The organism is Aeromonas sp. ASNIH8 (genome assembly GCF_002919855.1).
GTDB classification, from domain to species: domain Bacteria; phylum Pseudomonadota; class Gammaproteobacteria; order Enterobacterales; family Aeromonadaceae; genus Aeromonas; species Aeromonas caviae.
The window spans coordinates 1-24,317 of sequence record NZ_PQLN01000067.1 but is presented as its reverse complement, the minus strand read 5'-3'; the positions used below and the strand labels follow the sequence as shown (position 1 = coordinate 24,317).

Here is a 24,317-nt window from a genome sequence, read left to right as displayed (position 1 = left end):
GCGGGGCTGCATAGGCGTCATGTTCATAGAAAAACGCCCCAGGCCATCGAGACCCAGGGCGGTGAAGATATCAAAGACCCGTTTTCCGGTAAATCGCAATGCGGCTCCGCTTAAGTGAACAGCATTGAGGTTGGCGCCGGGCTTTTGTGCCCTCAGCATCGTGGTGGAAGCCGCCCCCGTGATTGACACTCTGGTGGGGGAGCGGGCCCTGGCCCGGGCATGTGCGGCCCTTGGCACCGACGAGGCCCCCTGGGCCCTTGAACATCTGGCCGCCTGGGATCAGGTATTCAAGGGGTTTGGCGCCAAGCCTGCCCGCACGCCCTGCTCGGCCCAGGCACTGCGCAAGCGGGTGCTGCGCGATGGCGTCTTGCCCGCCATCGATCCCGTGGTCGATCTCTACAACGCCATCAGCATCGAGTATGCCATTCCCGTGGGCGGGGAGGATCTGGCGGCCTATGTGGGAGCGCCGCGCCTGGTGATTGCCGATGGCAGCGAATGCTTTGACACCCTCAAAGAAGGGCTGCCAATCCAGGAGGCACCGGCTCCCGGAGAGGTGGTGTGGCGGGACGATCTCGGCGTCACCTGTCGCCGCTGGAACTGGCGCCAGGGGATCCGCACTCGCCTGAGCCTCTCTTCCCCCCGGATGTGGTTCATTCTGGAGTGTCTGCCGCCGATGTCGCGCACGGCCTTGTGGGAGGCCGGCGACAGGCTGATTGCCGGTCTCACGCAGATGATGCCTGGGGCCCGCATCGAGCAGACGCTGGTGGAGTGATTGAAGGAGCAGACGAAAAGATAAAAGGAGGCGCCCCATGCTCGCCCGGGCGGTCATGGGGCGGATCTTGCTCGCCATGTCACGTCTGTGCCACCCGCCTTTACCCACCGCCTGCGAACACATCAGCAAGCAGAGGAACACAGCAACACGCCGGGCTGACATCGCCCCCTGGAGTTTGCCACGTCGGGGCCGGTGTACCCGGCCCTTTCAGCGCGCCTAACCGATGAATTTCAGACCCAGAATGCCGACGATGATGAGCAGCAGGCAGAGCACCCGGGCCAGGGTGGCCGGTTCGTTGAACAGCCAGATCCCCATCAGCACGGTGCCGACCGCGCCGATACCGGTCCAGACCGCGTAGGCGGTGCCAAGGGGCAATTGCTTGACCGCCATGGCGAGCAGCAGCACGCTCACGGCCATGGCACTCAGGGTCAGCAGGGTGGGGAGGGGACGGCTGAAACCGTCGGTGTACTTGAGGCCAATGGCCCAGGCGACCTCGAACAGGCCGGCCAACAGCAGGAGCAACCACGACATAAGGCAGATTCCGCAGGAAGCAGGGTCGTCCCTGCGTATCAGGAGGCCTCGGGGCCGTCCCCGAGGGGCAGCGGGGCTGCCGGTCGGTCTCAATGATGCCCCAACTGGAGGCAGGATGCCAACCGGCTGCCCGCAGGTCGGCCAGGCCGACGGATATTGCAGCGAATGGCACAGAATATTGCGCAATTCGACTTGCGCCCGCCGTCACAATCCGTAATGTGGACAGACGCATTTTTTGCAACTCATATATTGTGAATCCCTTGTAAACGGCTGGCGCCAAGGCAGGGGTCACGGGTACCACACACGATTTCTATAAGCAGCTATCCAGGGTAGGACATTATGAAAAAAGTAGGTTTGGTCGGTTGGCGTGGCATGGTGGGTTCGGTCTTGATGAGCCGGATGCAGGAAGAGAAGGATTTTGCCCGCATTCAACCCACCTTCTTCACCACCTCCCAGGCCGGTGAGGCCGCCCCCAATTTTGGTGTCGATGCCGGCACCTTGCAGGACGCCTTCGATCTCGAGGCGCTGGCCGCGCAGGACGTCATCATCACCGCCCAGGGCGGCGACTACACCAAGGATGTTTATCCGCGTCTGAAAGCCGCCGGCTGGCAGGGCTACTGGATTGACGCCGCCTCCTCCCTGCGCATGGAGAAGGACGCTGTCATCATCCTGGATCCGGTCAACGGCGACGTCATCGAACACGCCCTGAACAACGGCATCAAGACCTTCGTTGGCGGCAACTGCACCGTCAGCCTGATGCTGCTGGCCCTGGGTGGCCTGTTCAAGGCCGATCTGGTGGAGTGGGTGAGCGTGGCCACCTATCAGGCGGCCTCCGGTGGTGGTGCCCGCCACATGCGCGAGCTGGTCACCCAGATGGGCATGCTGCGGGATGAAGTGGCGGTGGAGCTGGCGGATCCCGCCTCCGCCATCCTCGACATCGAGCGCAAGATCACCGAGAAGACCCGCTCCGGCACCCTGCCGGTGGACAATTTCGGCGTACCGCTGGCCGGTGGCCTCATTCCCTGGATCGACACCAAGCTCGACAACGGCCAGAGCCGTGAAGAGTGGAAGGGCCAGGCCGAGACCAACAAGATCCTGGGTATCGAAAACGCCGCCATTCCGGTGGATGGTCTGTGCGTGCGGATCGGGGCCCTGCGCTGCCACAGCCAGGCCTTCACCATCAAGCTGAAAAAAGATGTGCCCTTGGCCGAGATCGAAGCCCTGCTGGCCGCCCACAACGACTGGGTCAAGGTGATCCCGAATGATCGCGACATCACCGCCCGCGAGCTGACCCCGGCTGCCGTCACCGGCACCCTCAGCATCCCGGTGGGTCGTCTGCGCAAGCTCAATATGGGTCCGGAGTACCTGGCCGCCTTTACCGTGGGTGACCAGCTGCTGTGGGGCGCCGCCGAGCCGCTGCGTCGCATGCTGAACATCCTGCTGGCCCGCTGAGGTAGCTGCAGCAGGGAACAGGGAAGGCCTGGCCTTTCTTGTTCCCCTCTTCGTGCCTGTCCATAAAAAAGCGGCATCCCTTGGGATGCCGCTTTTTAATTTATCCAGTTTGACTCTTAGATGTTCTGTGCTTCGTTTGGCACGATGACAGAGGCATGATTTCCTTTCGGCCCCTGCTGCAGTTCAAAGTTGACTGCCTGACCTGCTTTCAAGGTCTTGTAACCTTCCATTTGAATCGTGGAGTAGTGAGCGAAGATGTCTTCACCACCGCCTTCCGGACAGATAAACCCAAATCCTTTTGCGTTGTTGAACCACTTGACTGTTCCGGTTGCCATACATCTACATCCTTTTATTGATTACCCTGAAGTCGTTGAGTAACCTGCGCCAGCCTTATATAACTAGGGCATGACCCCGTAGCAGACGGGCGCCGATTAGCAAGTAACCAATCTAGTCCAACTTTTAAGCGAGTCAAGAAGTTGTTAACAACCGATGTGATCTGGTTAACAAGTCTATTGACAATCTTGAGCGACACGGTAGTAATCTAGAGGTACCAAAGCGCAACTATGAGCAAGCAGAAAGAACTCTTTGCTAATGAAGAGATTGCAGAGGCAGAGAAAACGAAGCTGCAACCGCCACCCATGTACAAGGTCGTCCTGAACAACGACGACTACACACCGATGGAGTTCGTGGTGGAGGTGCTGCAAAGGTTCTTTGGTATGGATCTGGAGAAGGCCACTCAGGTGATGCTGAGCGTGCATTATAGTGGTAAGGGGGTCTGCGGCACATTTACCGCCGAGATTGCCGAGACCAAAGTGGTCCAGGTCAACACCTATTCACGTAACAACGAACATCCACTGCTATGTACCATGGAAAAGGCTTGAATCTGATGACTTGATGGCGATAACGACACCGCATTGTTGCTGTACTGAGGGGAGGTGCCTATGTTGAACAAAGATCTAGAAAAGACGCTGAACGAGGCTTTCAAGCTGGCCCGTGACGAGCGCCACGAATTCATGACCGTCGAGCACCTGTTGTTGGCCCTGCTGGATAACAGCTCAGCCCATGAGGCGCTGAGTTCATGTGGTGCGGATGTGGAACAGATGCGCAAAGAGATCCGCGCCTTCATCAATCAAACGACCCCGCTCATCCCCCGTGACGACGAAGACAGGGAAACCCAGCCGACGCTGGGCTTCCAGCGCGTGCTGCAACGTGCCGTCTTCCATGTCCAGTCGTCCGGCAATACCGAGGTGAGCGGTGCCAATGTCCTGGTCGCCATCTTCAGCGAACAAGAGTCCCAGGCCGCCTACTTCCTGAAAAAAGCCGAAATAAGCCGCCTGGATGTGGTGAACTTCCTGTCCCACGGGGTGCGCAAGGACAACAAGCCCGAGAGTGGTGGCAACAATGCGGAATCTGATGACGAGGTATCCTCTGCCCAGATAGAAAGCTTTGCCACCAACCTCAACCAGCTGGTGCTGGAGGGGCGCATCGATCCGCTCATCGGCCGTGATCAGGAGCTCAATCGCACCATTCAGGTATTGTGCCGCCGTCGCAAGAACAACCCCTTGCTGGTCGGGGAAGCCGGGGTGGGCAAGACCGCCATCGCCGAAGGGCTTGCCTACCGTATCGTCAAGGGGGATGTGCCCGAGGTGATTGCGGGTAGCACCATCTACTCCCTGGACATGGGCTCCCTGCTGGCGGGCACCAAGTATCGTGGTGACTTCGAGAAGCGCCTCAAGGTGCTGCTCAAGCAGATCGAACGTCAGGAAGGGGCCATCCTCTTCATCGACGAAATCCACACCATCATTGGCGCTGGTGCGGCTTCCGGTGGCCAGCTGGATGCGGCCAACCTCATCAAACCGCTGCTCTCCAATGGTTTGCTGCGCTGCGTGGGCTCCACCACCTACCAGGAATATGCCCAGATCTTCGAGAAGGACAGGGCTCTGGCTCGTCGCTTCCAGAAGATCGACATCGTCGAACCCACAGTAGACGACACCACTCGCATTCTGATGGGACTCAAGAGCCGTTATGAGTCTCACCATGGCGTGCGTTATACCGTCAAGGCGATCCGGGCGGCGGTGGAGCTTTCCGCCAAGTACATCAATGATCGCCATCTGCCTGACAAGGCCATCGACGTCATCGACGAAGCGGGTGCAGGGCAACGCCTCTTGCCCGTCAGCAAGCGCAAGAAGGTGATCAATGTGCCGGAAATCGAGGCCATTGTTGCCAAGATTGCTCGTATTCCCGAGAAATCTGTCTCCTCCTCCGACAAGGAGGTGCTGAAGAATCTGGAGCGCAATCTCAAGATGGTGGTGTTTGGGCAGGACAAGGCCATCGAGGTGCTGACCGATGCCATTCGGTTGTCACGTTCAGGGCTTGGCAACGAACGCCGACCTGTGGGCTGCTTCCTGTTTGCCGGCCCGACCGGGGTGGGCAAGACCGAAGTGACCCAGCAACTGGGCAAGGCGCTCGGGGTCGAGGTATTGCGATTTGACATGTCGGAATACATGGAACGCCATACCGTGTCCCGGTTGATCGGGGCTCCTCCCGGTTACGTGGGATTCGAGCAGGGAGGGCTGTTGACCGACTCCGTCCTCAAGCATCCGCACTCCGTCGTGCTGCTTGACGAGATCGAGAAGGCGCACCCGGATGTCTTCAACTTGCTGCTGCAGGTGATGGACAACGGTACCCTGACGGACAACAACGGGCGCAAGGCAGATTTTCGCAATGTGATCCTGGTGATGACCACCAACGCAGGGGTTCAGGAGACCCAGCGCAAGTCCATCGGCTTCCAGCAGCAGGACATGAGCCATGATGCCATGGCGGTGATCAACAAGACGTTCAGTCCGGAGTTCCGCAACCGGCTCGATCACACCATCTGGTTCAACCATCTCGACATGGGAGTGATCCATCAGGTGGTCGACAAGTTCATCGTCGAGCTGCAGGTTCAGCTGGATGCCAAGGGCGTTTCACTGGAGGTGTCTGAAGAGGCGCGCCACTGGTTGGCAGAGAAAGGGTATGACAGGGCAATGGGAGCAAGACCCATGGGCCGGGTCATTCAGGAGCACCTCAAGAAGCCCCTGGCCAACGAGATCCTGTTCGGTTCCCTGGTCGATGGCGGCATTGTGAAGGTCGAGCTGGTGAACAACAGCCTCAGCTTTGATTTTCAGGTCAACGTTGAAGCTGTCTCTCACTGACTGTGAGCAAGGCCGGAAATGACAAAAAACCCCAACCGAGAGGCTGGGGTTTTTTGCTGAATTCCTGGCTTAGCGAGAGCGGAAAACAATACGTCCCTTGGAGAGATCGTACGGAGTCAGAGCCACCGTTACTTTGTCCCCAGTCAGGATACGGATGTAGTTTTTGCGCATCTTGCCGGAAATATGAGCGATAACCACGTGACCATTTTCCAGTTCCACACGGAACATGGTATTGGGCAAGGTTTCGAGAATGGTACCCTGCATCTCAATACTGTCTTCTTTAGCCATTGAATCCTCTTGATAAGCCACAACAAAAAACCGCTGGATCATGCCGGATTTAAGGCTATGTGTAAAGTTTACTCGGGCTTGGTGTCGATTTTTTTCCATTCGCCCTGTACCAGCAGCTCATGGGGCAGGTATTGGCGCTTGTAATTCATCTTGCGGCACTCCTCCACCAGATACCCCAGATAGAGCCACTGACGACCGGTACGTCTGGCCAGTTCCAACTGGCTCAGGATGGCGAAGGTGCCGAGCGACCGATCGGCATAGTCGGGGTCGAAGAAGGTGTACATGGCGCTCAGAGAGTGGGGAAGCAGGTCCGTGGTGGCCACGCCGATGAGGCGTCCCTCCTTGCGCATCTCCAGATAGAGGGGGGGCATCCAGTCGCAGTGCAGGAATCCCTTGTATTGGGTCCGGCTCGGTGGATACATGCTGCCATCCCGATGACGTTCACGGATATAGCGTTCATAGAGCTGGTAATACTCGGGCTTGTCGTCATAGCTCAGTACGAGTTCGAGATCTCGGTTCAACTGGCGGATGCGTTTCTGCCCACGGCTCGGGGTGAAGCGTTCACTGTGTATGCGCAAGGATTGGCAGGCGCTGCAGGCGGGGCAGTGAGGACGATAGATGTCGTTGCCACTGCGCCGGAATCCTGCCGTCAGCAGCCGTTCGTACCCGGCGGCGTTGAGCAATTCATGGTCCATCAGGACCAGCAACTGCTCCTGCTCGTGACCGAGGTAGCTGCACGGGTGCCTGGGGGTCAGCCCGACCTTGAGGATCACTTCTTCACTCATAGGCTGATTCTCCTCGGTTGCCAGCATCCCTCTTGCAATGGTTGCCGGGTCAGGGTGGCCAGGGTGGTCAGAAAGCGCTGCCTTGGCCACTCCTGAACGCCCAGTGTGGCCAGAAAGTCGTTTTGCATCTGGCAGTCGATGAGGGCACCGCCGTGCCCTGCAAAGTGGCGACAGAGGGCCACCATGGCCAGTTTGGCGCCATTGTCGATGCGGCTGAACATGGATTCACCACAAAAGAGTCGGCCCAGGGAGAGGCCATAGAGACCTGCCTGCAACTGATCATCCTGCCAGATTTCGATGGAGTGGGCATGACCGAGGCGATGAAGGCACCGATAGGCGTCGATCATGGGGGCACTTATCCAGGTGCCGCTGGCGGTGCGACGGGGGGCGGCGCAGGCTGCAATGACGTCATCAAAGGCGCGATTGATGTAAATCTCGAAGGGTGTGCGGCGCAAACACTTCTGCAGGCTGCGGCCGATGTGGAGTTCCTCGGGAACGATGACTCCCCTGGGGTCCGGTGACCACCACAGCAGTGGCTGATGGGGTTCATTCCACGGAAAGATCCCGCTGTGGTAAGCTGCCAGCAATCGAGCGGGGGAGAGATCTCCCCCAATCGCGAGCAGCCCGTTGGGCTCTTCCAGCGCATGGCTGGGGGAGGGAAACCAGCACAGCTCATCATCCAGTTCGGTAAGATAGCGAGACATAAGGCAGAGGTTCATAGATGAAGGCCATTATCCTGATAGTATCCAGCTTGCTTGGCTTTGTCACGGCGCCGGCCTGGAGTGCGGTGTATGAACGCAACACGGCGCGTCCGGTGGAGCAGGTGGTCTTCGGCCAGGTGGATGCGGTGCGCAACATCACCCAGCGCCAGATGGTGGAATCAGAGCATTCCGGCTGGAAAACTCTGGGAGGGGTTGTGCTTGGCGGGCTGCTCGGCAACCAGTTTGGCGGTGGGCACGGGCGGGAGATTGCCACTGCGGTCGGAGCGCTGGCGGGAGCGGCGGCGGTGCAGCAGTTTCAGTCAGGGGGCAGCGTGGTGGAGAACAAGCTGGTGGAGCTGCTGATCCGCAACGAGCAGAACGGGCTCATCAACGTGATCCAGGATTACGATCCGGCCATGGTCTTTGCGCAGGGCGACAAGGTGCGCATCCTCTATTTCAACGATGGGGTGCGGGTCGACAAGACCTATTGAACGGTGAAGAAGGGATTGACCCGGCGGCCGCCACACAAGGGGCGCCGGGCGGTACTACACGGAGTGCCTCTGCTGATGCTTGCTCAGACGTCCTGACAGACTATCTTGTCTCGCCCGGTATTCTTTGCCTGATACAACTGGCGATCTGCCTCGCTCAGCGCCTCGTCCATGGAGAGCCGCCCGACATTGATGACGCCGAAACTGGCGCGTACAAAGAGCGATATCTCCCGGGACAGCGGTTGCTGGCGCATTTGCAGACGAAGCCCTTCCAGTCGCTTGAGCAGCACGGGAACGGGGCAGTGGGGCACCATCAGGGCAAATTCTTCACCACCGAATCGGGCTATCATGGCATCCGGGAAGAACTGGGTGAGCAGCCTGGCCAGATGACAGAGCAGCTGATCGCCGATGGCATGCCCCCAGTGATCATTGACCTGCTTGAAGTGATCCACATCGAGCACGCACAGGGAGAGCTGCGCCTGATGGCGCTGATGCTCCTCGAACCACTTTTGACCCTCGTTGAACCAGTAGCGTCTGTTGTAAAGTCCGGTCAGGTAGTCTCGGTTGGCCGATTCCTGGATGTTGTTGAACTGCTCAAGGGCCTCCAGGTTGTGGCTGACCCGGCACTGCAGCTCCTCGGGTTCAAAGGGCTGATTGAGAAAATCATTCGCCCCTTGCTTGAGGTAGCGTGCCGAGAGGCCGTGTTTGTCCGACACCGAGATGCCGATGATGGCGAGCTGCTGCTTGCTGTAGCGCTCGCGCAGCATTCGCACCAGGCTGATGCCGTCGATCTCCGGCATGTAGTAGTCCACCAGCATCAGGCGAATGGCGGGGTGCTGCTCGAGCTGCGCCAGCGCATCGCGGGCTGAATTGGCCTCGTGCACCTGCAACAACTGCTTGCGCAACTGGGCCGCGGTGCGGTGACGGGAGGTGCGTGAATCGTCGACCACCAAGACTTCGATGGCCTGGTTGAGGTAGAGGCGGTGCACCAGACCGACGGCATATTGCAGGGAGTGACGTGAATCCTTCATCACGTAGTCCAGCACCCCGGCCTCCAGCCAGGCTTCCCGCTTCTCTTCGCTGATGTCGGCCGTCAGGATCACCACCGGCAGCCCACGCTCCCTCAGCACATTGACAGCCTCTCCACCGGGGGCGTCCGGCAGGGTAAGATCCACCAAGGCGACCACATAATCTTCCCCATGGCAATCGCGAGCCCCTTCAAGGGTATCGAAGGCGTCGATTTCCAGCCCGGTCTGTTGCGCAATGGCCTGGGTCAGCATGCGGCGTACCGTCAGGCTGTCTTCCACTATCATTATTTTTCGTTTCATCCTGCTCCTTGCAATAAAAAAGGGCATGCCAACTGGCATGCCCTTTATATCCTTCCGATTATTGTGCGTCCAGATATCGCTCAGCATCGAGGGCGGCCATGCAGCCGGTCCCTGCGGAGGTGATCGCCTGGCGGTAGACGTGGTCGGCCACGTCGCCGGCGGCGAACACGCCCGGGATGCTGGTCTGGGTTGCGAACCCTTCCAGTCCGCCACGCACTTTCAGATAGCCGTTTTCCATCGCCAGCTGCCCTTCGAAGATCTGGGTGTTGGGCTGGTGACCGATGGCGATGAAGACCCCCATCAGCGGCAGCTCGGAGGTGGTGTCATCCCGGGTGCTGCGCAGGCGCACGCCGGTGACGCCCATGTCGTCACCCAGAACTTCGTCCAGGGTCTGATGGGTGTGCAGGACGATATGGCCGCTCTCGACCTTGTCGTTGAGGCGCTTGATCAGGATCTTCTCGGCGCGGAACTCGTCGCGGCGATGGATGAGGTGCACTTTTTTGGCGATGTTGGCCAGATAGAGTGCCTCTTCCACGGCGGTGTTGCCGCCGCCGACCACGGCCACTTCCTGATTGCGGTAGAAGAAGCCGTCACAGGTGGCGCAGGCGGAGACGCCGCGGCCCTTGAAAGCCTCTTCGGAGGGCAGACCCAGGTATTTGGCGGAGGCGCCGGTGGCGAGGATCAGCGCATCGCAGGTGTATTCACCGTTGTCGCCCTTGAGGCGGAAGGGACGCTCGGTCAGCGTCACTTCATTGATGTGATCAAAGAGGATGCGGGTATCGAACTTCTCTGCATGCTCTTTCATGCGCTCCATCAGGGCCGGGCCGGTCAGCCCTTCCGCGTCCCCTGGCCAGTTTTCCACTTCGGTGGTGGTGGTCAGCTGACCACCTTGCTGCATACCGGTGATAAGCAGGGGATTGAGGTTGGCGCGAGCGGCATAGACGGCCGCAGTGTAACCTGCCGGACCGGATCCCAGGATCAGCAGTTTGCTGTGAGTGACTTGGCTCATGATGTGATTTCCGAGACGTGATGAGTTTGCGCGATTGTAGGTAATTCGTGATCCGGGGTCAAAGGCCAGCGCATCGATTGGGGCAATCGCCAACAAGTGGGGTGAGCCGGGGATGGCAGGCATAAAAAAAACCGCCCATCGCGGGCGGATTTTCACTCATCTACCTCCCTTTGCAGGGACGCGATCAGTTCAGCAGGGTCAGGGGATCCGTGTAAGCCAGGTTGTGGGCCACGGCAACCTCCTTGCAGGTGATTTTGCCCGCCATCACGTTCAGGCCGTGCAACAGGTGGGGATCGGCGAGCAGTGCGTTGCGATAGCCCTGTTCGGCCAGCTTGATGATGAAGGGGAGGGTGGCGTTGTTCAGGGCCACGGTAGAGGTCCGCGCCACGGCACCCGGCATGTTGGCCACGCAGTAGTGCACCACCTCGTCGACGATGAAGGTGGGATCTTCATGGGTGGTGGCATGGGAGGTCTCGACACAGCCGCCCTGGTCGATGGCCACGTCCACGATGGCAGCACCGGGTTTCATGCGAGCAATGTGGTCACGGCTGACAAGTTTTGGCGCAGTGGCGCCAGGCACCAGCACGCCGCCGATGACCAGGTCCGCCGCCAGCAGATGGCGCTCCAGGGTCTCGCGGTTGGAGTGGACCACCTTGGCAGCCCCTTGGAACTCGCTGTCGAGACGGCGCAGGGTATCGACGTTGTTGTCGAGGATGGTGACGTCGGCACGCAGGCCGACGGCCATGCGGGCTGCGTTGGAGCCCACCACACCACCACCGATGATCACCACCTTGGCCGGTTCCACACCGGGCACACCGCCGAGCAGCACGCCGCTGCCGCCACGGGATTTCTCCAGTGCCTGGGCACCGGCCTGAATAGACATGCGTCCGGCCACTTCCGACATGGGGGCCAGCAGGGGCAGACCGCCACGACCGTCCGTGACGGTTTCATAGGCGATGCAGACGGCACCACTGTCGATGAGATCCTGGGTCTGGGCCAGGTCCGGCGCCAGATGCAGATAGGTAAAGAGGGTCTGGCCGGGACGCAGCATGGCCCGTTCCACTGCCTGGGGTTCCTTGACCTTGACGACCATCTCCGCCTTGGCGAAAACTTCGGCAGCGGATGCCAGGATCTCGGCTCCGGCAGCCAGATAATCTGCGTCACTGAACCCAATGCCATTTCCTGCGCCGCTTTGGACGAAAACAGTATGGTTTCGTGCTGTCAGTTCACGTACACTGGCCGGAACCATGCCTACGCGATATTCATGGTTTTTTATTTCCTTAGGTACACCGATAATCATGCTATCCCTCGTCTATCGATTGGTGGTTTATGTTGCCTAGATGTTAAGCGACATTTGCGCCTAGTATATTCAGGTATTGACAGGATTTGTGACCATTATTATAAAGTGACTGGTGATTCTTACCAAAAAATAGCCAAAGGATGGAATTAAATGATGGAAGCTAAGAGTCGGCTAAAGGATTTGGACAGGATTGACCGCAACATTCTGAATGAACTGCAAAAGGATGGCAGGATTTCGAACGTTGAGTTGTCCAAACGAGTTGGCCTGAGTCCCACACCGTGTCTGGAACGGGTTCGTCGCCTGGAGCGACAAGGGTATATCGAAGGATATGCCGCCATTCTGAACCCTCATTATCTGGACGCGTCTCTGCTGGTGTTCGTGGAAATTACCCTCAATCGTGGCGCCCCCGATGTGTTCGAGCAGTTCAACAAGGCTGTTCAGGTGCTCGAAGAGATCCAGGAGTGCCATCTGGTGTCCGGTGATTTCGACTATCTGCTCAAGACCCGCGTCAGCGACATGTCCGCTTACCGCCGCCTGCTGGGTGAAACCCTGCTGCGTCTGCCGGGCGTGAACGACACCCGCACCTACGTGGTGATGGAAGAGGTCAAACAGAGCAGTCGTCTGGTGATCAGCACCCGATAAGCGGGGTTGTGCTGTGACTTGCAAGTTCCATGACGAGTCACGATAGTCAGAAACGAGCGGCCGGTCCGCTCGTTTCTTCTTATAGAGAGTTTCAGGCCCGCCCTCAGGCACTGGCTGACAATCGGTGGGCTTTTCAGGGATACTAGGCCCCCTATCCCCGCATTCATGTTTTCACAAAGGAGCCGGAGTTTGGCCGATAAAAAGCTGTTTACTCCTTTATCAGGTACACAACGGATCTTCGAGGCCGTCTTGATCGCCATCACCCTGATGGCTGCCTATCTTTTGCTTGCCCTGCTGACCTACCATCCCGCCGATCCCGGCTGGTCGCAAACCTCCTGGCAAGGGGAGGTGAAAAACCTCGCGGGCAGCGCCGGTGCCTGGCTCGCCGACATCACCATGTTTACCTTCGGGGCCTTCTCCTATCTGGTGCCCCCTCTGGTGGTGCTGCTTGGCTGGAGCCTGTTCTGGCGCCCGAGCAAGCTGCTGGAAGTGGATTACCTCACCCTGTCGGTACGGATCATCGGCTTCGTGCTGACGGTGCTTGGCATGTCCGCCATCGCCAGCATGAATTTCAACGACTTGCAGAACTTTTCCGCCGGCGGCCTGGTGGGGGATGTGATCGCCTCCGCCGTGGTGCCGCTGTTTGGCGGCGTGGGGGCCAACCTGATGCTGCTCTGCTTCGTGGCGACCGGCATCACCCTCTTTACCGGCTGGTCCTGGCTCACCATTGTCGAGCGCATCGGTGCCGCCTGCACCGGCTCAGTCAGCGCCATCTACCATTTCCCCACCACCCTGGGCCGCTGGCTCACCGGTGGCTGGCGCCAGCCCCGCTATGAGGGGCCGGATCCCCTGCTGGAAGGGGGCGTGGGCAGCTTCGATCAGGAAGAGGATGACGAAGACCCCCACGGCAGCTGGACACGCAACCCCAAGGCGAAGAATCGCGCTCAAAAGACAAAAGCTGACGAATGGCTGCCGGAGCTTGACGAAGACACCTTCCAGTTCGATCCGCAGTTTGACGACGAAGAGGACGAGGCTCCGGCGCCTGCCGCCAAGGGCAAGCGCGTGGCCAATGGCCGTCCGCGTCCCGCCGTGCGCCAGGAAGAAGATGACCTCGACTTGCCCTGGGCGGAGGGGGATGACGAACCCGATGCTCCCGTTGCCGCTGCGCCGGTGAAAGCCAAGCGCCGTCCCCAGCCCGGTCTGGCCCCTTTACCGAGCATCGATCTGCTGGACAGGCCGCCCGCCAAGACCCAGATGATGAGCAAGGACGAGCTGGAGCGCATGGGCCGGCTGGTGGAGGCGAAGCTCGCCGATTACAACGTGCAGGCCAAGGTGGTGGGCGTCTATCCCGGTCCCGTCATTACCCGCTTCGAACTGGACCTGGCGCCGGGCATGAAGGCGAGCAAGATCACCAATCTTTCCCGGGATCTCGCCCGTTCTCTCTCTGCCAGCAGCGTGCGGGTGGTGGAAGTGATCCCGGGCAAGACGTTCGTCGGGATCGAGCTGCCCAACCGGGTACGCCAGACCGTCTACCTGCGGGAGACCCTCGACTGCGAGGCGTTCGCGGCCAGCCGCAATCCGCTCACCATGGGGCTGGGTCAGGACATCGCGGGGGAACCCGTGGTGGTGAACCTCGCCAAGATGCCCCACCTGCTGGTGGCCGGTACCACGGGCTCGGGCAAGTCGGTGGGGGTGAACACCATGATCATCTCCATGCTCTACAAATCCTCCCCCGAGGATCTGCGCTTCATCATGATCGACCCCAAGATGCTGGAGCTCTCGGTCTATGAAGGCATTCCGCATCTGCTGACCGAGGTGGTCACCGACATGAAGGATGCCGCCAACGCCCTGCGCTGGTGCGTAGGCGAGATGGAGCGTCGTTACAAGCTGATGTCCGCGGTCGGGGTGCGCAACCTCAAGGGGTACAACGACAAGGTGTTGGCCGCCATCGAGGCGGGGGATCCCTTGGTCGACCCCCTGTGGCGTCCGGGTGACTCCATGGATCAGATGCCGCCGGAGCTGGAAAAACTGCCCCACATCGTGGTGGTGGTGGACGAGTTCGCCGACATGATGATGATCGTCGGCAAGAAGGTGGAGGAGCTTATCGCCCGTATCGCCCAGAAGGCACGGGCGGCCGGTATTCACCTTATCCTCGCGACCCAGCGTCCGTCGGTGGATGTCATTACCGGTCTCATCAAGGCCAACATCCCGACCCGTATCTCCTTCCAGGTGTCGAGCAAGATCGATTCGCGCACCATCCTGGACCAGGGGGGCGCCGAATCCCTGCTCGGCATGGGTGACATGCTCTACATGCCTGCCGGCACCTCCAACCCCACCCGTGTCCACGGTGCCTTCGTCGATGACCACGAGGTACACAAGGTGGTGGCGGACTGGAAACTGCGTGGCGAGCCGGATTACATCGACGAGATCCTCTCCGGCGAGTCGGACGGCGAGGGCGGCGGTGGCGACTTCGGCGGGGGCGGCGATGAAGAGCTCGATCCCCTGTTCGACGAGGCGGTGGCCTTCGTGGTGGAATCCCGCCGTGGCTCCACCTCCAGCGTCCAGCGCAAGTTCAAGATCGGTTACAACCGGGCGGCCCGTCTCATCGAGCAGATGGAAAACCAGGGCATCGTCAGCGCCCCGGGTGGCAACGGCCAGCGCGACGTGCTGGCACCGCCGCCGGTTCGTGACTAAGCCTAACTCCTGTATCATTCTGGCCATGCCCTTTGCGGGCGTGGCCTTTTATCGAGAACCTCCCTATGAAGAGCCTGATGAAAAAACAACTGTTGATGGGTTCCATTCTGCTGGTCGCCAGCAGCCAGGTATGGGCCGATGCGGCCAGCGATCTCAAGGAGAAGCTCTCCTCCGTCAATGTCTTCTCCGCGACGTTTGCCCAGACCGTTTATGACAGCAAGGGCAAGGAGCTGCAAAAGGCGAGCGGCTCCCTGCTGGTGCAGCGACCCAACCGCTTCAACTGGCACACTACCTCCCCGGACGAGAGCCTGATCGTGGCCGATGGCAAGGATGTGTGGGTGTACGATCCCTTCGTCGAGCAGGTCACCGCCCTCAAGATGAAGGATGCGGTGCTCAACACCCCCTTCGTGCTCATCGCGGGCAACGACAACAGCCTCTGGAAGAACTATGACGTGACCCAGGAAGGGGATGTCTATACCGTCACCAGCCGCAACAAGGACGAGCTGATCGCCTCCTTTCGCATCACCTTCGACCGTCAGAACAACATCAGTCGCTTCGACGTGAAAGAGGCCCAGGGCCAGTGGAGCGAGTTCACCCTGAGCAGCTTCAACCGCAAGCCGGTGCTCAAGGGCAACGAATTTGTCTTCAAGATCCCGAAGGGGGTCGAGTTGGACGACCAGCGCTGATGAGCCAGCCGTTACCGGCGTTATCGTCTGACCGGGTGTTGTTTATGACCGATCAGATGCAAGGTCAATGCAGATGAGCAATTTATCCCTGGATTTCTCCTCGGACTTTCGTCCGCTTGCGGCCCGGATGCGGCCGCAAACCCTCGAGCAGTACATCGGCCAGCAGCATATCCTGGGGCCGGACAAGCCCCTGCGAAAAGCGATCCTGGCGGGGCACTGCCACTCCATGATCCTCTGGGGCCCCCCCGGCACCGGCAAGACCACGCTGGCAGAACTGGTTGCCCACTACTGCCAGGCGGAGGTGGAGCGGCTCTCGGCGGTCACCTCCGGCATCAAGGAGATCCGCGCGGCCCTCGACAAGGCGAAGGAGAACGGCTGGCGCGGGGTGCGCACCATCCTGTTCGTGGATGAAGTCCACCGTTTCAACAAGAGCCAGCAGGATGTCTTCCTGCCCCACATCGAAGACGGCACCATCACCTTCATCGGCGCCACCACCGAGAACCCCTCGTTCGAGCTCAACAACGCGCTGCTCTCCCGGGCCCGGCTCTATCTGCTCAAGAGGCTGGAGGAGCAGGATATCCTCGCCATGATCGATCAGGCGATGCAGGACCCGCGCGGGCTCAATGACCCTAGCCTGCGCTTTGCCCCCGGGGCCAAGGAGGCGCTGGCGAAAGCCGTGGATGGAGACGGGCGCAAGTCTCTGAACTATCTGGAGCTCCTGGCCGACATGGCCGAGGCCGACAGCTCAGGGGCGCGAGTGATCGACAGTACCCTGCTCGCCGCCGTGGTGGGGGAGCACGTGGCCCGTTTCGACAAGGGCGGCGATCACTTTTACGACCTCATCTCGGCGGTGCACAAGTCCATTCGCGGCTCGGCACCGGATGCGGCCCTCTACTGGTATGCCCGCATGGTGAGCGCCGGCTGCGATCCCCTCTACATCGCCCGCCGCTTGCTGGCGATTGCCTCGGAAGACGTGGGCAACGCCGATCCCCGTGCCATGCAGGTGGCGCTCTCGGCCTGGGACTGCTTCCATCGCATCGGCCCGGCGGAAGGGGAGCGGGCCATCGCCCAGGCCATCGTCTACCTCGCCTGCGCCCCCAAGAGCAATGCGGTCTACACCGCCTGGAAGGCGGCGCTTCACGACGCCAAGAACCTGCCGGACTTCGAGGTGCCACCGCACCTTCGCAATGCACCGACCAAGCTGATGAGCGAGCTGGGCTACGGCGCCGAATATCGCTACGCCCACGACGAGCCGGGGGCCTATGCCGCCGGCGAGCAGTACTTCCCCCCGGAGCTTGCCGGCAAGCAGTACTATCAACCCACCGAGCGGGGGCTTGAGAAGCAGATAGCCCAGAAGCTCGACTATCTGCACGAGCTGGACAAGCAGAGCCCGCGCAAGCGATAGGAAAGACCTTCAAGCCCCTTGCCCGGAAAGCGCACGGCAAAGGCATCAGGGGAGGGGGGCCCGGCAAAAACGGGCGTAATAGTCCCTGTTCGGGCGGGGGGGCGGTCTGCTACACTGCCCGTCTGACCCCGGTTGTCTTGGCCTTGCACCATCTTCTTGATTTCGAAGGCCCGATTCCGAAGGCAAAGGGGTGCGCCAACCGATGTTAACTTCCGGATCTGTTTCCCAACCCGGTCACGATGACCCGGGCCCAGATCCCATTAAAAAAAGTAGGTAAACCATGCTGGATCCCAAATATCTGCGCAGCGACATCACCGAAGCTGCCGCTCGTCTGGCGACACGTGGCTACGTTCTGGACGTAGCGGCGGTCAATGTTCTGGAAGAGAAACGCAAGGATCTGCAGTCCCGCACCCAGGAGCTGCAGGCCGAGCGCAACGCCCGCTCCAAGTCCATCGGTGAGGCTGCCCGTCGTGGTGAAGATGTTGCCCCCCTCAAGGCCGAGGTGACCAAGATCAACGACGAGCTCGAGACCAGCAAGGTCGAGCTGGAGGCCCTGCTGGCCCAGCTCAAGGGGATCGCCGACGCCATCCCCAACCTGCCGAGCGAGACCGCCCCGGTGGGCCGTGACGAGAACGACAACGTGGAGGTCCGCCGCTGGGGTACCCCGCGTGAGTTCGATTTCCCGGTACGCGATCACATCGATCTGGGTGAGGCGGCCAAGGGGGTCGACTTCAAGAACGGCGTCAAGCTCTCCGGCGCCCGTTTCGTGGTCATGAAGGGCCAGATTGCCCGTCTGCACCGCGCCCTGGCCCAGTTCATGCTGGACCTGCACACCCTGCAGCACGGCTACACCGAGTGCTACGTGCCCTATCTGGTCAACCCGGACAGCCTGTACGGCACCGGCCAGCTGCCCAAGTTCTCCCAGGATCTCTTCAATACCGGCATCGAAGGGGAAGGGGAAGACGAAGGCAAGGTGCGCAAGTTCTCCCTCATCCCGACCTCCGAAGTGCCGCTCACCAACATGGCCCGTGACGAGATCTTCGACGAGCAGGAGCTGCCCATCAAGATGACCGCCCACAGCCCCTGCTTCCGCTCCGAAGCGGGCTCCTACGGTCGTGATACCCGTGGCCTCATCCGTATGCACCAGTTCGACAAGGTCGAGATGGTGCAACTGGTGCACCCGGAAAAATCCTGGGATGCCCTGGAAGAGATGGTGGGTCACGCCGAGAAGGTGCTACAACTGCTGGAGCTGCCGTATCGCGTGATGGCGCTTTCCACCGGTGACATGGGCTTCTGCGCCGCCAAGACCTACGATCTGGAAGTGTGGCTGCCGGCCCAGAACACCTATCGCGAGATCTCCTCCGTTTCCAACTGCACCGACTTCCAGGCGCGCCGCATGCAGGCTCGCGTGCGCATCGACGGCAAGCCGCAGCTCATTCACACCCTGAATGGTTCCGGTCTGGCGGTGGGTCGTACCCTGGTGGCCGTGCTCGAGAACTACCAGCAGGCAGATGGCCGCATCGCCATCCCGGCTGCGCTGCAATCCTACATGGGCGGCCTGACCCACATCGGGTAAGCGCTCGTTGCAGACGACAACGCCATGGCATGCCATGGCGTTGTGCATTCTGGGCCCGGGAAACCCGCCGCAAGGGGAAGGGATAGCTCCCTTCGGGCCTGTAACACAATTTTATCAAGCATTGCGCAATCGTTTTTGTTAGACTGCGCCGCAATTTCGCAGGACATCTTTTTCTATGGTCTGGATTGATTACGCCATCATCGGCATCGTCGGTTTCTCCGCCCTCATCAGCCTGGTGCGCGGCTTTCTCAAGGAGGCCATGTCTCTGGTCACCTGGTTCGTCGCCTTTTTCATTGCCAGCCATTTCTATCCCGATCTCGCCGTCTATTTCACCTCTTTTTCCGATGCCATGGTTCGCAACGGTCTGGCCATCGCCGCCCTGTTCGTGGCGACCCTGATCCTGGGGAGCGTGGTGAACTACGTGGTGGGCCTGCTGGTGGAAAAGACCGGGCTTTCCGGCACCGACAGGGTGCTCGGGGTCTGTTTTGGCGCCATTCGCGGGGTGCTGATCGTCAGCGCCCTGTTGTTTTTCATGGATACCTTCACCAGCCTCTCCCAGAGCGACTGGTGGGTGGCGTCCAGGCTGGTGCCGGAGTTCAAGCCGGTGATCCAGTGGTTTTTCGGGTTCATGATGAACTCGTCCAGTTTTCTTCAACAGGTACAGTGACTTCGAGGTAGCAAAGACATGTGCGGTATTGTCGGTATAGTTGGCACCACCCCCGTCAATCAGGCCCTCTACGACGCCTTGACGGTGTTGCAGCACAGGGGACAGGATGCCGCCGGGATCGTGACCATTGACAGTGGAAACTTCCGGCAACGCAAGGCCAACGGTCTGGTGAAGGATGTGTTTGAAGTGCGCCACATGCAGCGCCTGAAAGGGAATATCGGCATCGGACACGTCCGTTATCCCACCGCAGGCAGCTCCAGTGCGGCAGAGGCGCAGCCGTTTTACGTGAACTCCCCCTACGGCATGGTGCTGGCCCACAACGGCAACCTCACCAACGCCAAGGAGCTCAAGGAGCAGCAGTTCAAGGTGGCCCGCCGCCACATCAACACCACCTCGGACTCCGAAGTGCTGTTGAACGTGCTGGCCCACGAGCTGGACTTGTGCGACAAGATGGCGCTGCGCCCGGAAGATATCTTCTCGGCGGTGCGCAAGGTGCACCAGCAGATCCGCGGCGCCTATGCCGTGGTCTCTCTGGTGATCGGCCACGGCCTCATCGGGTTCCGTGACCCGAACGGCATTCGCCCGCTGATCCTGGGTCGCCGGGTCGACGAGCAGGGGCAGGTGGAGTACATGCTCGCCTCCGAGAGCGTGGCCCTCGACGCCATCGGCTTCGAGACGGTGCGTGACGTCGCCCCGGGCGAGGCCATCTACATCACCGAGCAGGGCCAGCTCTTCTCCGAGCAGTGTGCGGAGAACCCGCAGATGAACCCCTGCATCTTCGAATACGTCTACTTCGCCCGCCCCGACTCCTTCATCGACAAGGTCTCCGTCTATGCCGCCCGCCTCAACATGGGTCGCAAGCTGGGCCAGAAGATCGCACGGGAGTGGGATGATCTCGACGTGGACGTGGTCATCCCCATCCCCGAGACCTCCTGCGACGTGGCGCTGGAAATCGCCCACACCCTGGGCCTGCCGTACCGTCAGGGCTTCGTGAAGAACCGCTACATCGGCCGTACCTTCATCATGCCGGGCCAGACCCAGCGCAAGAAGTCGGTGCGCCGCAAGCTCAACGCCATCAGCTCCGAATTCAAGGGCAAGAAGGTGTTGCTGGTGGACGACTCCATCGTGCGGGGCACCACCTCCGAGCAGATCATCCAGATGGCCCGTGAAGCGGGGGCCGACAAGGTCTACTTCGCCTCGGCCGCGCCGGAAATTCGCTTCCCCAACGTCTACGGCATCGACATGCCCACCGCCAACGAGCTCATTGCCCATGGCCGTGAAGTGGAAGAGGTGTGCAAGCTTATCGGTGCTGACGGCCTCATCTTCCAGGATCTGGAAGATCTGGAAGAGGCGGTGCGGGAGATCAACCCCGAGCTGCGCCACTTCGAGACCTCGGTCTTCAACGGCCACTACGTCACCTCCGACGTGGATCAGGGTTATCTGGACCACCTCAATGCCCTGCGCAGCGACGACAACAAGGCGGTGCGCGAGTGGCAGGAAGGGACCAGCAACCTCGAGATCTTCAACGAAGGCAGTTAAACGTTTTCAGATTGCCAGCGCGATGAAAAAAGATGGGGGCCTAGGCCCCCATCTTGTATTCGTACACTCGGCGCAGCGCCTGGACAACCCACACAAGGGTCCTCAGGCCAGATCCTCCCCGTTGCTCGCGATCACCTTCTTGTACCACCAGAACGACTTCTTGCGCCGGCGGGCCAGGGTGCCATGGCCGGCGTCGTCCCTGTCCACGTGGACGAAGCCGTAGCGCTTGCTCATCTCGCCGGTGGAGGCGGAGACGAGATCGATGCAGCCCCAGCTGGTGTACCCCATCAGGGGCACGCCGTCCTCGATGGCGTCCCCCATGGCCTCGATGTGGGCGCGCAGGTAGTCGATGCGGTAGTCGTCCTCTATCTCCCCTTGCTCGTTCACTTCGTCCACTGCCCCCAGGCCGTTTTCCACCAGGAAGAGGGGCTTCTGGTAGCGATCGTGCAAGGTGTTGAGGGTGATGCGAAGGCCCAGGGGGTCGATGCCCCAGCCCCACTCGCTCACCTCGATGTGGGGATTGCGCAGGGACTTGACCACGTTGGCCTCGCTGGTGTTGCCCGCATTCATGTCGGCGGCGGCGCAGCGGGAGGCGTAGTAGCTGAAGGAGACGAAATCTACTGTGTGCCTGAGGATCTCGTCATCTTCCGGCCCCTTCACCAGGGTGACCCCCTTGTCACGAAACACCCTCTGCGCATAGGCCGGATAGGCGCCCCTGGCTTGCACGTCGATGAAGAGGAGGTTCTCCCGATCTTTCTGGAGGGCGGTCCAGACGTCGGCGGGCTTGCAGGAGTAGGGGTAGAAGTTGCCCCCCGCCAGCATGCAGCCCACCTGGTTGGCCGGGTTCACCTCGTGGGCGATCCGGGTCGCCAGGGCGCTGGCCACCAGCTCGTGGTGGGCGGCCTGATACTTCACCTGATCCTGGTGCTCCCCTTGCTCGAACACCAGCCCCGCCCCGGAGAAGGGGCTGTGCAGCAGGATGTTGATCTCGTTGAAGGTGAGCCAGTGCTTCACCAGGCCGTCGAACTGCTCGAAGCAGGTGCGGGCGTAGCGGGTGAAAAACTCCACCATCTGGCGGTTGCGCCAGGAGCCGTACTCGGTCACCAGGTGCATGGGCACATCGAAGTGGCACAGGGTCACCAGGGGCTCGATGTTGTACTTTCTGCACTCCTCGAACACCGCGCGGTAGAAGGCGATGCCCTCGGCATTGGGCTCGCGCTCGTCCCCCCTGGGGTAGAGACGGGCCCAGGCGATGGAGGTGCGAAACACGGTGAAGCCCATCTCGGCCATCAGGGCGATGTCCTCCCGATAGCGGTGATAGAAATCGATGGCCCCGTGGCTTGGGTAGAACTCGTCATCTTGCAGGGTGATGCGCTTCTCCTGGCCGAGTTTGACCGCCATGCGGCGCGGGCCATGGGGGATCATGTCCACCGTGGTCAGCCCCTTGCCCCCCTCGAGATAGCCGCCCTCCGCCTGATTGGCGGCCAGGGCACCGCCCCAGAGAAAGCCCTCGGGAAATCTTGTTAACGACATCTGTTACCTCTTGTCATGTCTGAATGGGGTGTCACAGCCCGGCCTGCGCCTGGCTGGTGGCGACGGGTTGCACGGGCTCGGCGCGGGAGGCCGGGCTCTCGACCGGGATGTCCTCGAACCCCATCACCAGGGTCAGCACGAAGGAGAGCACCACCGAGAGGGCCATCACGCCGAACACCCAGGCGATGGTCATGGGGTTGGCCGGATCGAAGAACTGCACGCTGGTAAAGAGCCCGGGGGCGGCCATGGAGTGGCTGGCGAGCCCCGCCATGCCGGCGACGGCACCGCAGACAAAGCCGCTGATGAGGCTCGCGATGAGCGGACGCTTGAGGCGCAGGGCCACACCGTAGAGCGCGGGTTCGGAGATCCCCGCCATGATGGCGGAGGCAGCCGCCGCGAGCGCCGTCTGGCGCAGTTCCGGGTTACGGGTGCGCCAGGCCACCGCCAGGGACGAGCCGCCAAGAGAGAGATTGGCGCCGATTTCGGAGGGCATGACCATGCCTTCCTTGCCGGTCTCGGCGATGGTCTGGATGATGGTCGGGGTGAAGACGCGGTGCATGCCGGTCATCACCAGCAGGGGCCAGAGCGCCCCCATGATGGCCACCGACAGCCAGCCCAGGTAGTCGTGGACCGTGTAGACCAGGCCGGAGATGGCGGTGCCAATCCAGATGCCGACGGGGCCGATGAAGAGGATGGCGAGGGGGGCCGCGATCAGCACGATCAGCATGGGTTTGAGGAAGTTCTTGGTGACCGCCGGGGTGATGCGGTCGACCCAGCCCTCGATGTAGGAGAGGCACCAGGTCATCACCAGCGCCGGAATGACGGTGTAGGTGTATTTGACCGCGGTCACCGGGACCAGGGCGAAGGTCACCTGCTCCCCTTCGGCGGCTCTGGCCATCAGCTCGATGAAGCTGGGGTGCACCAGCACCCCGGCGATGGCGATGGCCAGGGACATGTTGGTCTTGAACTTGACGGCGGCGGAGGCGGCCACCATCAGGGGCAGGAAGAAGAAGGCCCCATCCCCGGCTACCGTGAGGATGGTGAGGGTCGAGGAGCCTTTCTCCAGTACGCCGGTCATCTCCAGCACCATGGCCAGCAGCTTGAGCATGGAGCCGCCGATGATGGCCGGGATGAGGGGGGACATGGTGCCGATCAGGGCGTCGAGGATGGCGGCGCCCATCTTAAATGCGAAAGGGGACTCCCTCCGACGTAGGTGGGAGGGGAATTTCGCCGGGGCGTCAGCCCCGCTGGTTTTGAATGTATTGCTTGATCACCTCCAACGGTGCTCCGCCGCAAGAGCCCGCAAAGTAAGAGCGTGACCAGAGTACGGGTTTGCTGTAAGCACCTCTCAAGTCCAGAAATTCATTACGCAGTCGCCTTGATGTGACCGCCTTTAACGAGTTCACCAGTACCGATAGCTGCACCGTTGGCGCGTACTCTATCAGCATGTGAACATGATCAGCCTCTCCGTCACACTCTTTCAGTTCCGCACCAAAACCTCTGCAAACCTCTGCCGCACACTGACCGAATGAAGCGTGATGCAGATCCCCCAATATCGGCTTTCGATACTTGGTGATAAACACCAAATTTACGTGCAAAACGTAGGCCGCATGGCGTGATTTATTAATTTTAGTGAATTGCATTCTGTCACTCAATCGGGCTTAATAGATATGGCAATAATGCTGCACACTGAGCGCTAAATGCAAATTCTGAAAGCCTACAAATTC

At 60.6% G+C, this 24,317-nt stretch carries 23 protein-coding genes; 12 read left to right on the top strand and 11 right to left on the bottom strand.

Annotation, left to right across the window (positions count from 1 at the left end; translation table 11 throughout):
• Positions 1-178 precede the first annotated feature (178 nt).
• The gene (locus C3418_RS16495; protein ID WP_258040091.1) at positions 179-772 is read left to right on the top strand and encodes a B3/4 domain-containing protein; all 594 of its coding nucleotides are present in this window, start codon (positions 179-181) and stop codon (positions 770-772) included.
• Between the two features lie 216 nt (positions 773-988).
• On the opposite strand, the gene sugE is transcribed toward C3418_RS16495, so the two are convergent.
• Positions 989-1,303: a quaternary ammonium compound efflux SMR transporter SugE gene (gene sugE, locus C3418_RS16490; protein WP_010674508.1), complete on the bottom strand. Its 315-nt coding sequence runs from the start codon at positions 1,301-1,303 to the stop codon at positions 989-991.
• A gap of 339 nt (positions 1,304-1,642) precedes the next feature.
• Between sugE and asd the strand changes: the two genes are divergently transcribed.
• Positions 1,643-2,755: an aspartate-semialdehyde dehydrogenase gene (asd, locus tag C3418_RS16485; RefSeq protein ID WP_039039005.1), complete on the top strand. Its 1,113-nt coding sequence runs from the start codon at positions 1,643-1,645 to the stop codon at positions 2,753-2,755.
• 116 nt (positions 2,756-2,871) lie between these two features.
• Here asd and cspD read toward each other — a convergent pair whose 3' ends face one another.
• Positions 2,872-3,090 carry a cold shock-like protein CspD gene (gene cspD, locus C3418_RS16480; protein ID WP_010674510.1) on the bottom strand — a complete coding sequence of 73 codons (219 nt, stop codon included), beginning with the start codon at positions 3,088-3,090 and terminating at the stop codon, positions 2,872-2,874.
• 228 nt (positions 3,091-3,318) lie between these two features.
• Between cspD and clpS the strand changes: the two genes are divergently transcribed.
• Complete coding sequence (gene clpS, locus C3418_RS16475; RefSeq protein ID WP_005325410.1) at positions 3,319-3,636, top strand: ATP-dependent Clp protease adapter ClpS; 318 nt, start codon at positions 3,319-3,321, stop codon at positions 3,634-3,636.
• A 60-nt stretch (positions 3,637-3,696) separates the two neighbouring features.
• Positions 3,697-5,949, top strand: coding sequence for an ATP-dependent Clp protease ATP-binding subunit ClpA (clpA, locus tag C3418_RS16470; protein ID WP_010674511.1), 2,253 nt, complete (start codon positions 3,697-3,699; stop codon positions 5,947-5,949).
• Positions 5,950-6,018: 69 nt separating this feature from the next.
• On the opposite strand, the gene infA is transcribed toward clpA, so the two are convergent.
• The 3 genes from infA to aat form a co-directional block, all read right to left on the bottom strand.
• A complete protein-coding gene (gene infA, locus C3418_RS16465) occupies positions 6,019-6,237 on the bottom strand; it encodes a translation initiation factor IF-1 (protein WP_005300033.1) in 219 nt (72 codons plus the stop codon).
• Positions 6,238-6,305: 68 nt separating this feature from the next.
• On the bottom strand, positions 6,306-7,022 hold the full coding sequence (locus C3418_RS16460; protein WP_010674512.1) for an arginyltransferase: 717 nt from the start codon (positions 7,020-7,022) through the stop codon (positions 6,306-6,308).
• A complete protein-coding gene (gene aat / locus C3418_RS16455; protein WP_103858899.1) occupies positions 7,019-7,726 on the bottom strand; it encodes a leucyl/phenylalanyl-tRNA--protein transferase in 708 nt (235 codons plus the stop codon). The genes C3418_RS16460 and aat overlap by 4 nt, the downstream gene beginning before the upstream one ends.
• Before the next feature lie 17 nt (positions 7,727-7,743).
• Between aat and C3418_RS16450 the strand changes: the two genes are divergently transcribed.
• A complete protein-coding gene (locus C3418_RS16450) occupies positions 7,744-8,214 on the top strand; it encodes a glycine zipper 2TM domain-containing protein (RefSeq protein ID WP_103858897.1) in 471 nt (156 codons plus the stop codon).
• 83 nt (positions 8,215-8,297) lie between these two features.
• Here the strand turns inward: C3418_RS16450 and C3418_RS16445 are convergent, their stop codons facing one another.
• The 3 genes from C3418_RS16445 to ald form a co-directional block, all read right to left on the bottom strand.
• Positions 8,298-9,539 (bottom strand): diguanylate cyclase, encoded by a 1,242-nt coding sequence (locus C3418_RS16445; RefSeq protein WP_029314438.1) that lies wholly within the window; start codon positions 9,537-9,539, stop codon positions 8,298-8,300.
• A 58-nt stretch (positions 9,540-9,597) separates the two neighbouring features.
• On the bottom strand, positions 9,598-10,548 hold the full coding sequence (trxB, locus tag C3418_RS16440) for a thioredoxin-disulfide reductase (protein WP_048207535.1): 951 nt from the start codon (positions 10,546-10,548) through the stop codon (positions 9,598-9,600).
• Positions 10,549-10,732: 184 nt separating this feature from the next.
• Entirely contained in the window at positions 10,733-11,848 is a 1,116-nt protein-coding gene (ald, locus tag C3418_RS16435) for an alanine dehydrogenase (RefSeq protein ID WP_103858896.1), read from the bottom strand.
• Positions 11,849-11,998: 150 nt separating this feature from the next.
• Between ald and lrp the strand changes: the two genes are divergently transcribed.
• The 7 genes from lrp (at position 11,999) to purF (ending at position 21,057) form a co-directional block, all read left to right on the top strand.
• The gene (lrp, locus tag C3418_RS16430; protein WP_005300047.1) at positions 11,999-12,490 is read left to right on the top strand and encodes a leucine-responsive transcriptional regulator Lrp; all 492 of its coding nucleotides are present in this window, start codon (positions 11,999-12,001) and stop codon (positions 12,488-12,490) included.
• Positions 12,491-12,679: 189 nt separating this feature from the next.
• A complete protein-coding gene (locus C3418_RS16425) occupies positions 12,680-15,184 on the top strand; it encodes a DNA translocase FtsK (RefSeq protein WP_041211364.1) in 2,505 nt (834 codons plus the stop codon).
• A gap of 77 nt (positions 15,185-15,261) precedes the next feature.
• A complete protein-coding gene (lolA, locus tag C3418_RS16420) occupies positions 15,262-15,870 on the top strand; it encodes an outer membrane lipoprotein chaperone LolA (protein WP_039039163.1) in 609 nt (202 codons plus the stop codon).
• Between the two features lie 67 nt (positions 15,871-15,937).
• Positions 15,938-17,275: a replication-associated recombination protein A gene (locus C3418_RS16415; RefSeq protein WP_103858895.1), complete on the top strand. Its 1,338-nt coding sequence runs from the start codon at positions 15,938-15,940 to the stop codon at positions 17,273-17,275.
• A 280-nt stretch (positions 17,276-17,555) separates the two neighbouring features.
• A complete protein-coding gene (gene serS / locus C3418_RS16410) occupies positions 17,556-18,851 on the top strand; it encodes a serine--tRNA ligase (protein WP_010674521.1) in 1,296 nt (431 codons plus the stop codon).
• Between the two features lie 175 nt (positions 18,852-19,026).
• Complete coding sequence (locus tag C3418_RS16405; protein ID WP_010674522.1) at positions 19,027-19,518, top strand: CvpA family protein; 492 nt, start codon at positions 19,027-19,029, stop codon at positions 19,516-19,518.
• A gap of 18 nt (positions 19,519-19,536) precedes the next feature.
• Positions 19,537-21,057: an amidophosphoribosyltransferase gene (gene purF / locus C3418_RS16400; RefSeq protein WP_069785463.1), complete on the top strand. Its 1,521-nt coding sequence runs from the start codon at positions 19,537-19,539 to the stop codon at positions 21,055-21,057.
• Positions 21,058-21,159: 102 nt separating this feature from the next.
• Here the strand turns inward: purF and C3418_RS16395 are convergent, their stop codons facing one another.
• Genes C3418_RS16395 through tnpA form a run of 3 tightly spaced genes read right to left on the bottom strand, consistent with a single transcriptional unit; the run spans position 21,160 to position 24,233 of the window.
• Complete coding sequence (locus C3418_RS16395) at positions 21,160-22,590, bottom strand: 6-phospho-beta-glucosidase (RefSeq protein WP_069785464.1); 1,431 nt, start codon at positions 22,588-22,590, stop codon at positions 21,160-21,162.
• A 31-nt stretch (positions 22,591-22,621) separates the two neighbouring features.
• On the bottom strand, positions 22,622-23,770 hold the full coding sequence (ascF, locus tag C3418_RS16390) for a PTS cellobiose/arbutin/salicin transporter subunit IIBC (protein WP_223917043.1): 1,149 nt from the start codon (positions 23,768-23,770) through the stop codon (positions 22,622-22,624).
• Positions 23,771-23,828: 58 nt separating this feature from the next.
• Positions 23,829-24,233, bottom strand: a complete 405-nt coding sequence (gene tnpA / locus C3418_RS16385) for an IS200/IS605 family transposase (protein ID WP_103858894.1) — start codon at positions 24,231-24,233, stop codon at positions 23,829-23,831.
• Between the last annotated feature and the right edge of the window lie 84 nt (positions 24,234-24,317).

Excerpts from the sequence above, each read along its gene's own strand:
- C3418_RS16405 (WP_010674522.1), top strand. The coding sequence starts at position 19,027 with ATGGTCTGGATTGATTACGCCATCATCGGCATCGTCGGTTTCTCCGCC.
- C3418_RS16415 (WP_103858895.1), top strand. The coding sequence starts at position 15,938 with ATGCAGATGAGCAATTTATCCCTGGATTTCTCCTCGGACTTTCGTCCG.
- C3418_RS16395 (WP_069785464.1), bottom strand. The coding sequence starts at position 22,590 with ATGTCGTTAACAAGATTTCCCGAGGGCTTTCTCTGGGGCGGTGCCCTG.
- ascF (WP_223917043.1), bottom strand. The coding sequence starts at position 23,770 with ATGGGCGCCGCCATCCTCGACGCCCTGATCGGCACCATGTCCCCCCTC.
- lolA (WP_039039163.1), top strand. The coding sequence starts at position 15,262 with ATGAAAAAACAACTGTTGATGGGTTCCATTCTGCTGGTCGCCAGCAGC.
- C3418_RS16445 (WP_029314438.1), bottom strand. The coding sequence starts at position 9,539 with ATGAAACGAAAAATAATGATAGTGGAAGACAGCCTGACGGTACGCCGC.
- clpA (WP_010674511.1), top strand. The coding sequence starts at position 3,697 with ATGTTGAACAAAGATCTAGAAAAGACGCTGAACGAGGCTTTCAAGCTG.
- lrp (WP_005300047.1), top strand. The coding sequence starts at position 11,999 with ATGATGGAAGCTAAGAGTCGGCTAAAGGATTTGGACAGGATTGACCGC.
- tnpA (WP_103858894.1), bottom strand. The coding sequence starts at position 24,233 with ATGCAATTCACTAAAATTAATAAATCACGCCATGCGGCCTACGTTTTG.
- sugE (WP_010674508.1), bottom strand. The coding sequence starts at position 1,303 with ATGTCGTGGTTGCTCCTGCTGTTGGCCGGCCTGTTCGAGGTCGCCTGG.
- serS (WP_010674521.1), top strand. The coding sequence starts at position 17,556 with ATGCTGGATCCCAAATATCTGCGCAGCGACATCACCGAAGCTGCCGCT.
- clpS (WP_005325410.1), top strand. The coding sequence starts at position 3,319 with ATGAGCAAGCAGAAAGAACTCTTTGCTAATGAAGAGATTGCAGAGGCA.
- aat (WP_103858899.1), bottom strand. The coding sequence starts at position 7,726 with ATGTCTCGCTATCTTACCGAACTGGATGATGAGCTGTGCTGGTTTCCC.
- trxB (WP_048207535.1), bottom strand. The coding sequence starts at position 10,548 with ATGAGCCAAGTCACTCACAGCAAACTGCTGATCCTGGGATCCGGTCCG.
- C3418_RS16450 (WP_103858897.1), top strand. The coding sequence starts at position 7,744 with ATGAAGGCCATTATCCTGATAGTATCCAGCTTGCTTGGCTTTGTCACG.
- ald (WP_103858896.1), bottom strand. The coding sequence starts at position 11,848 with ATGATTATCGGTGTACCTAAGGAAATAAAAAACCATGAATATCGCGTA.
- cspD (WP_010674510.1), bottom strand. The coding sequence starts at position 3,090 with ATGGCAACCGGAACAGTCAAGTGGTTCAACAACGCAAAAGGATTTGGG.
- purF (WP_069785463.1), top strand. The coding sequence starts at position 19,537 with ATGTGCGGTATTGTCGGTATAGTTGGCACCACCCCCGTCAATCAGGCC.
- infA (WP_005300033.1), bottom strand. The coding sequence starts at position 6,237 with ATGGCTAAAGAAGACAGTATTGAGATGCAGGGTACCATTCTCGAAACC.
- C3418_RS16460 (WP_010674512.1), bottom strand. The coding sequence starts at position 7,022 with ATGAGTGAAGAAGTGATCCTCAAGGTCGGGCTGACCCCCAGGCACCCG.
- asd (WP_039039005.1), top strand. The coding sequence starts at position 1,643 with ATGAAAAAAGTAGGTTTGGTCGGTTGGCGTGGCATGGTGGGTTCGGTC.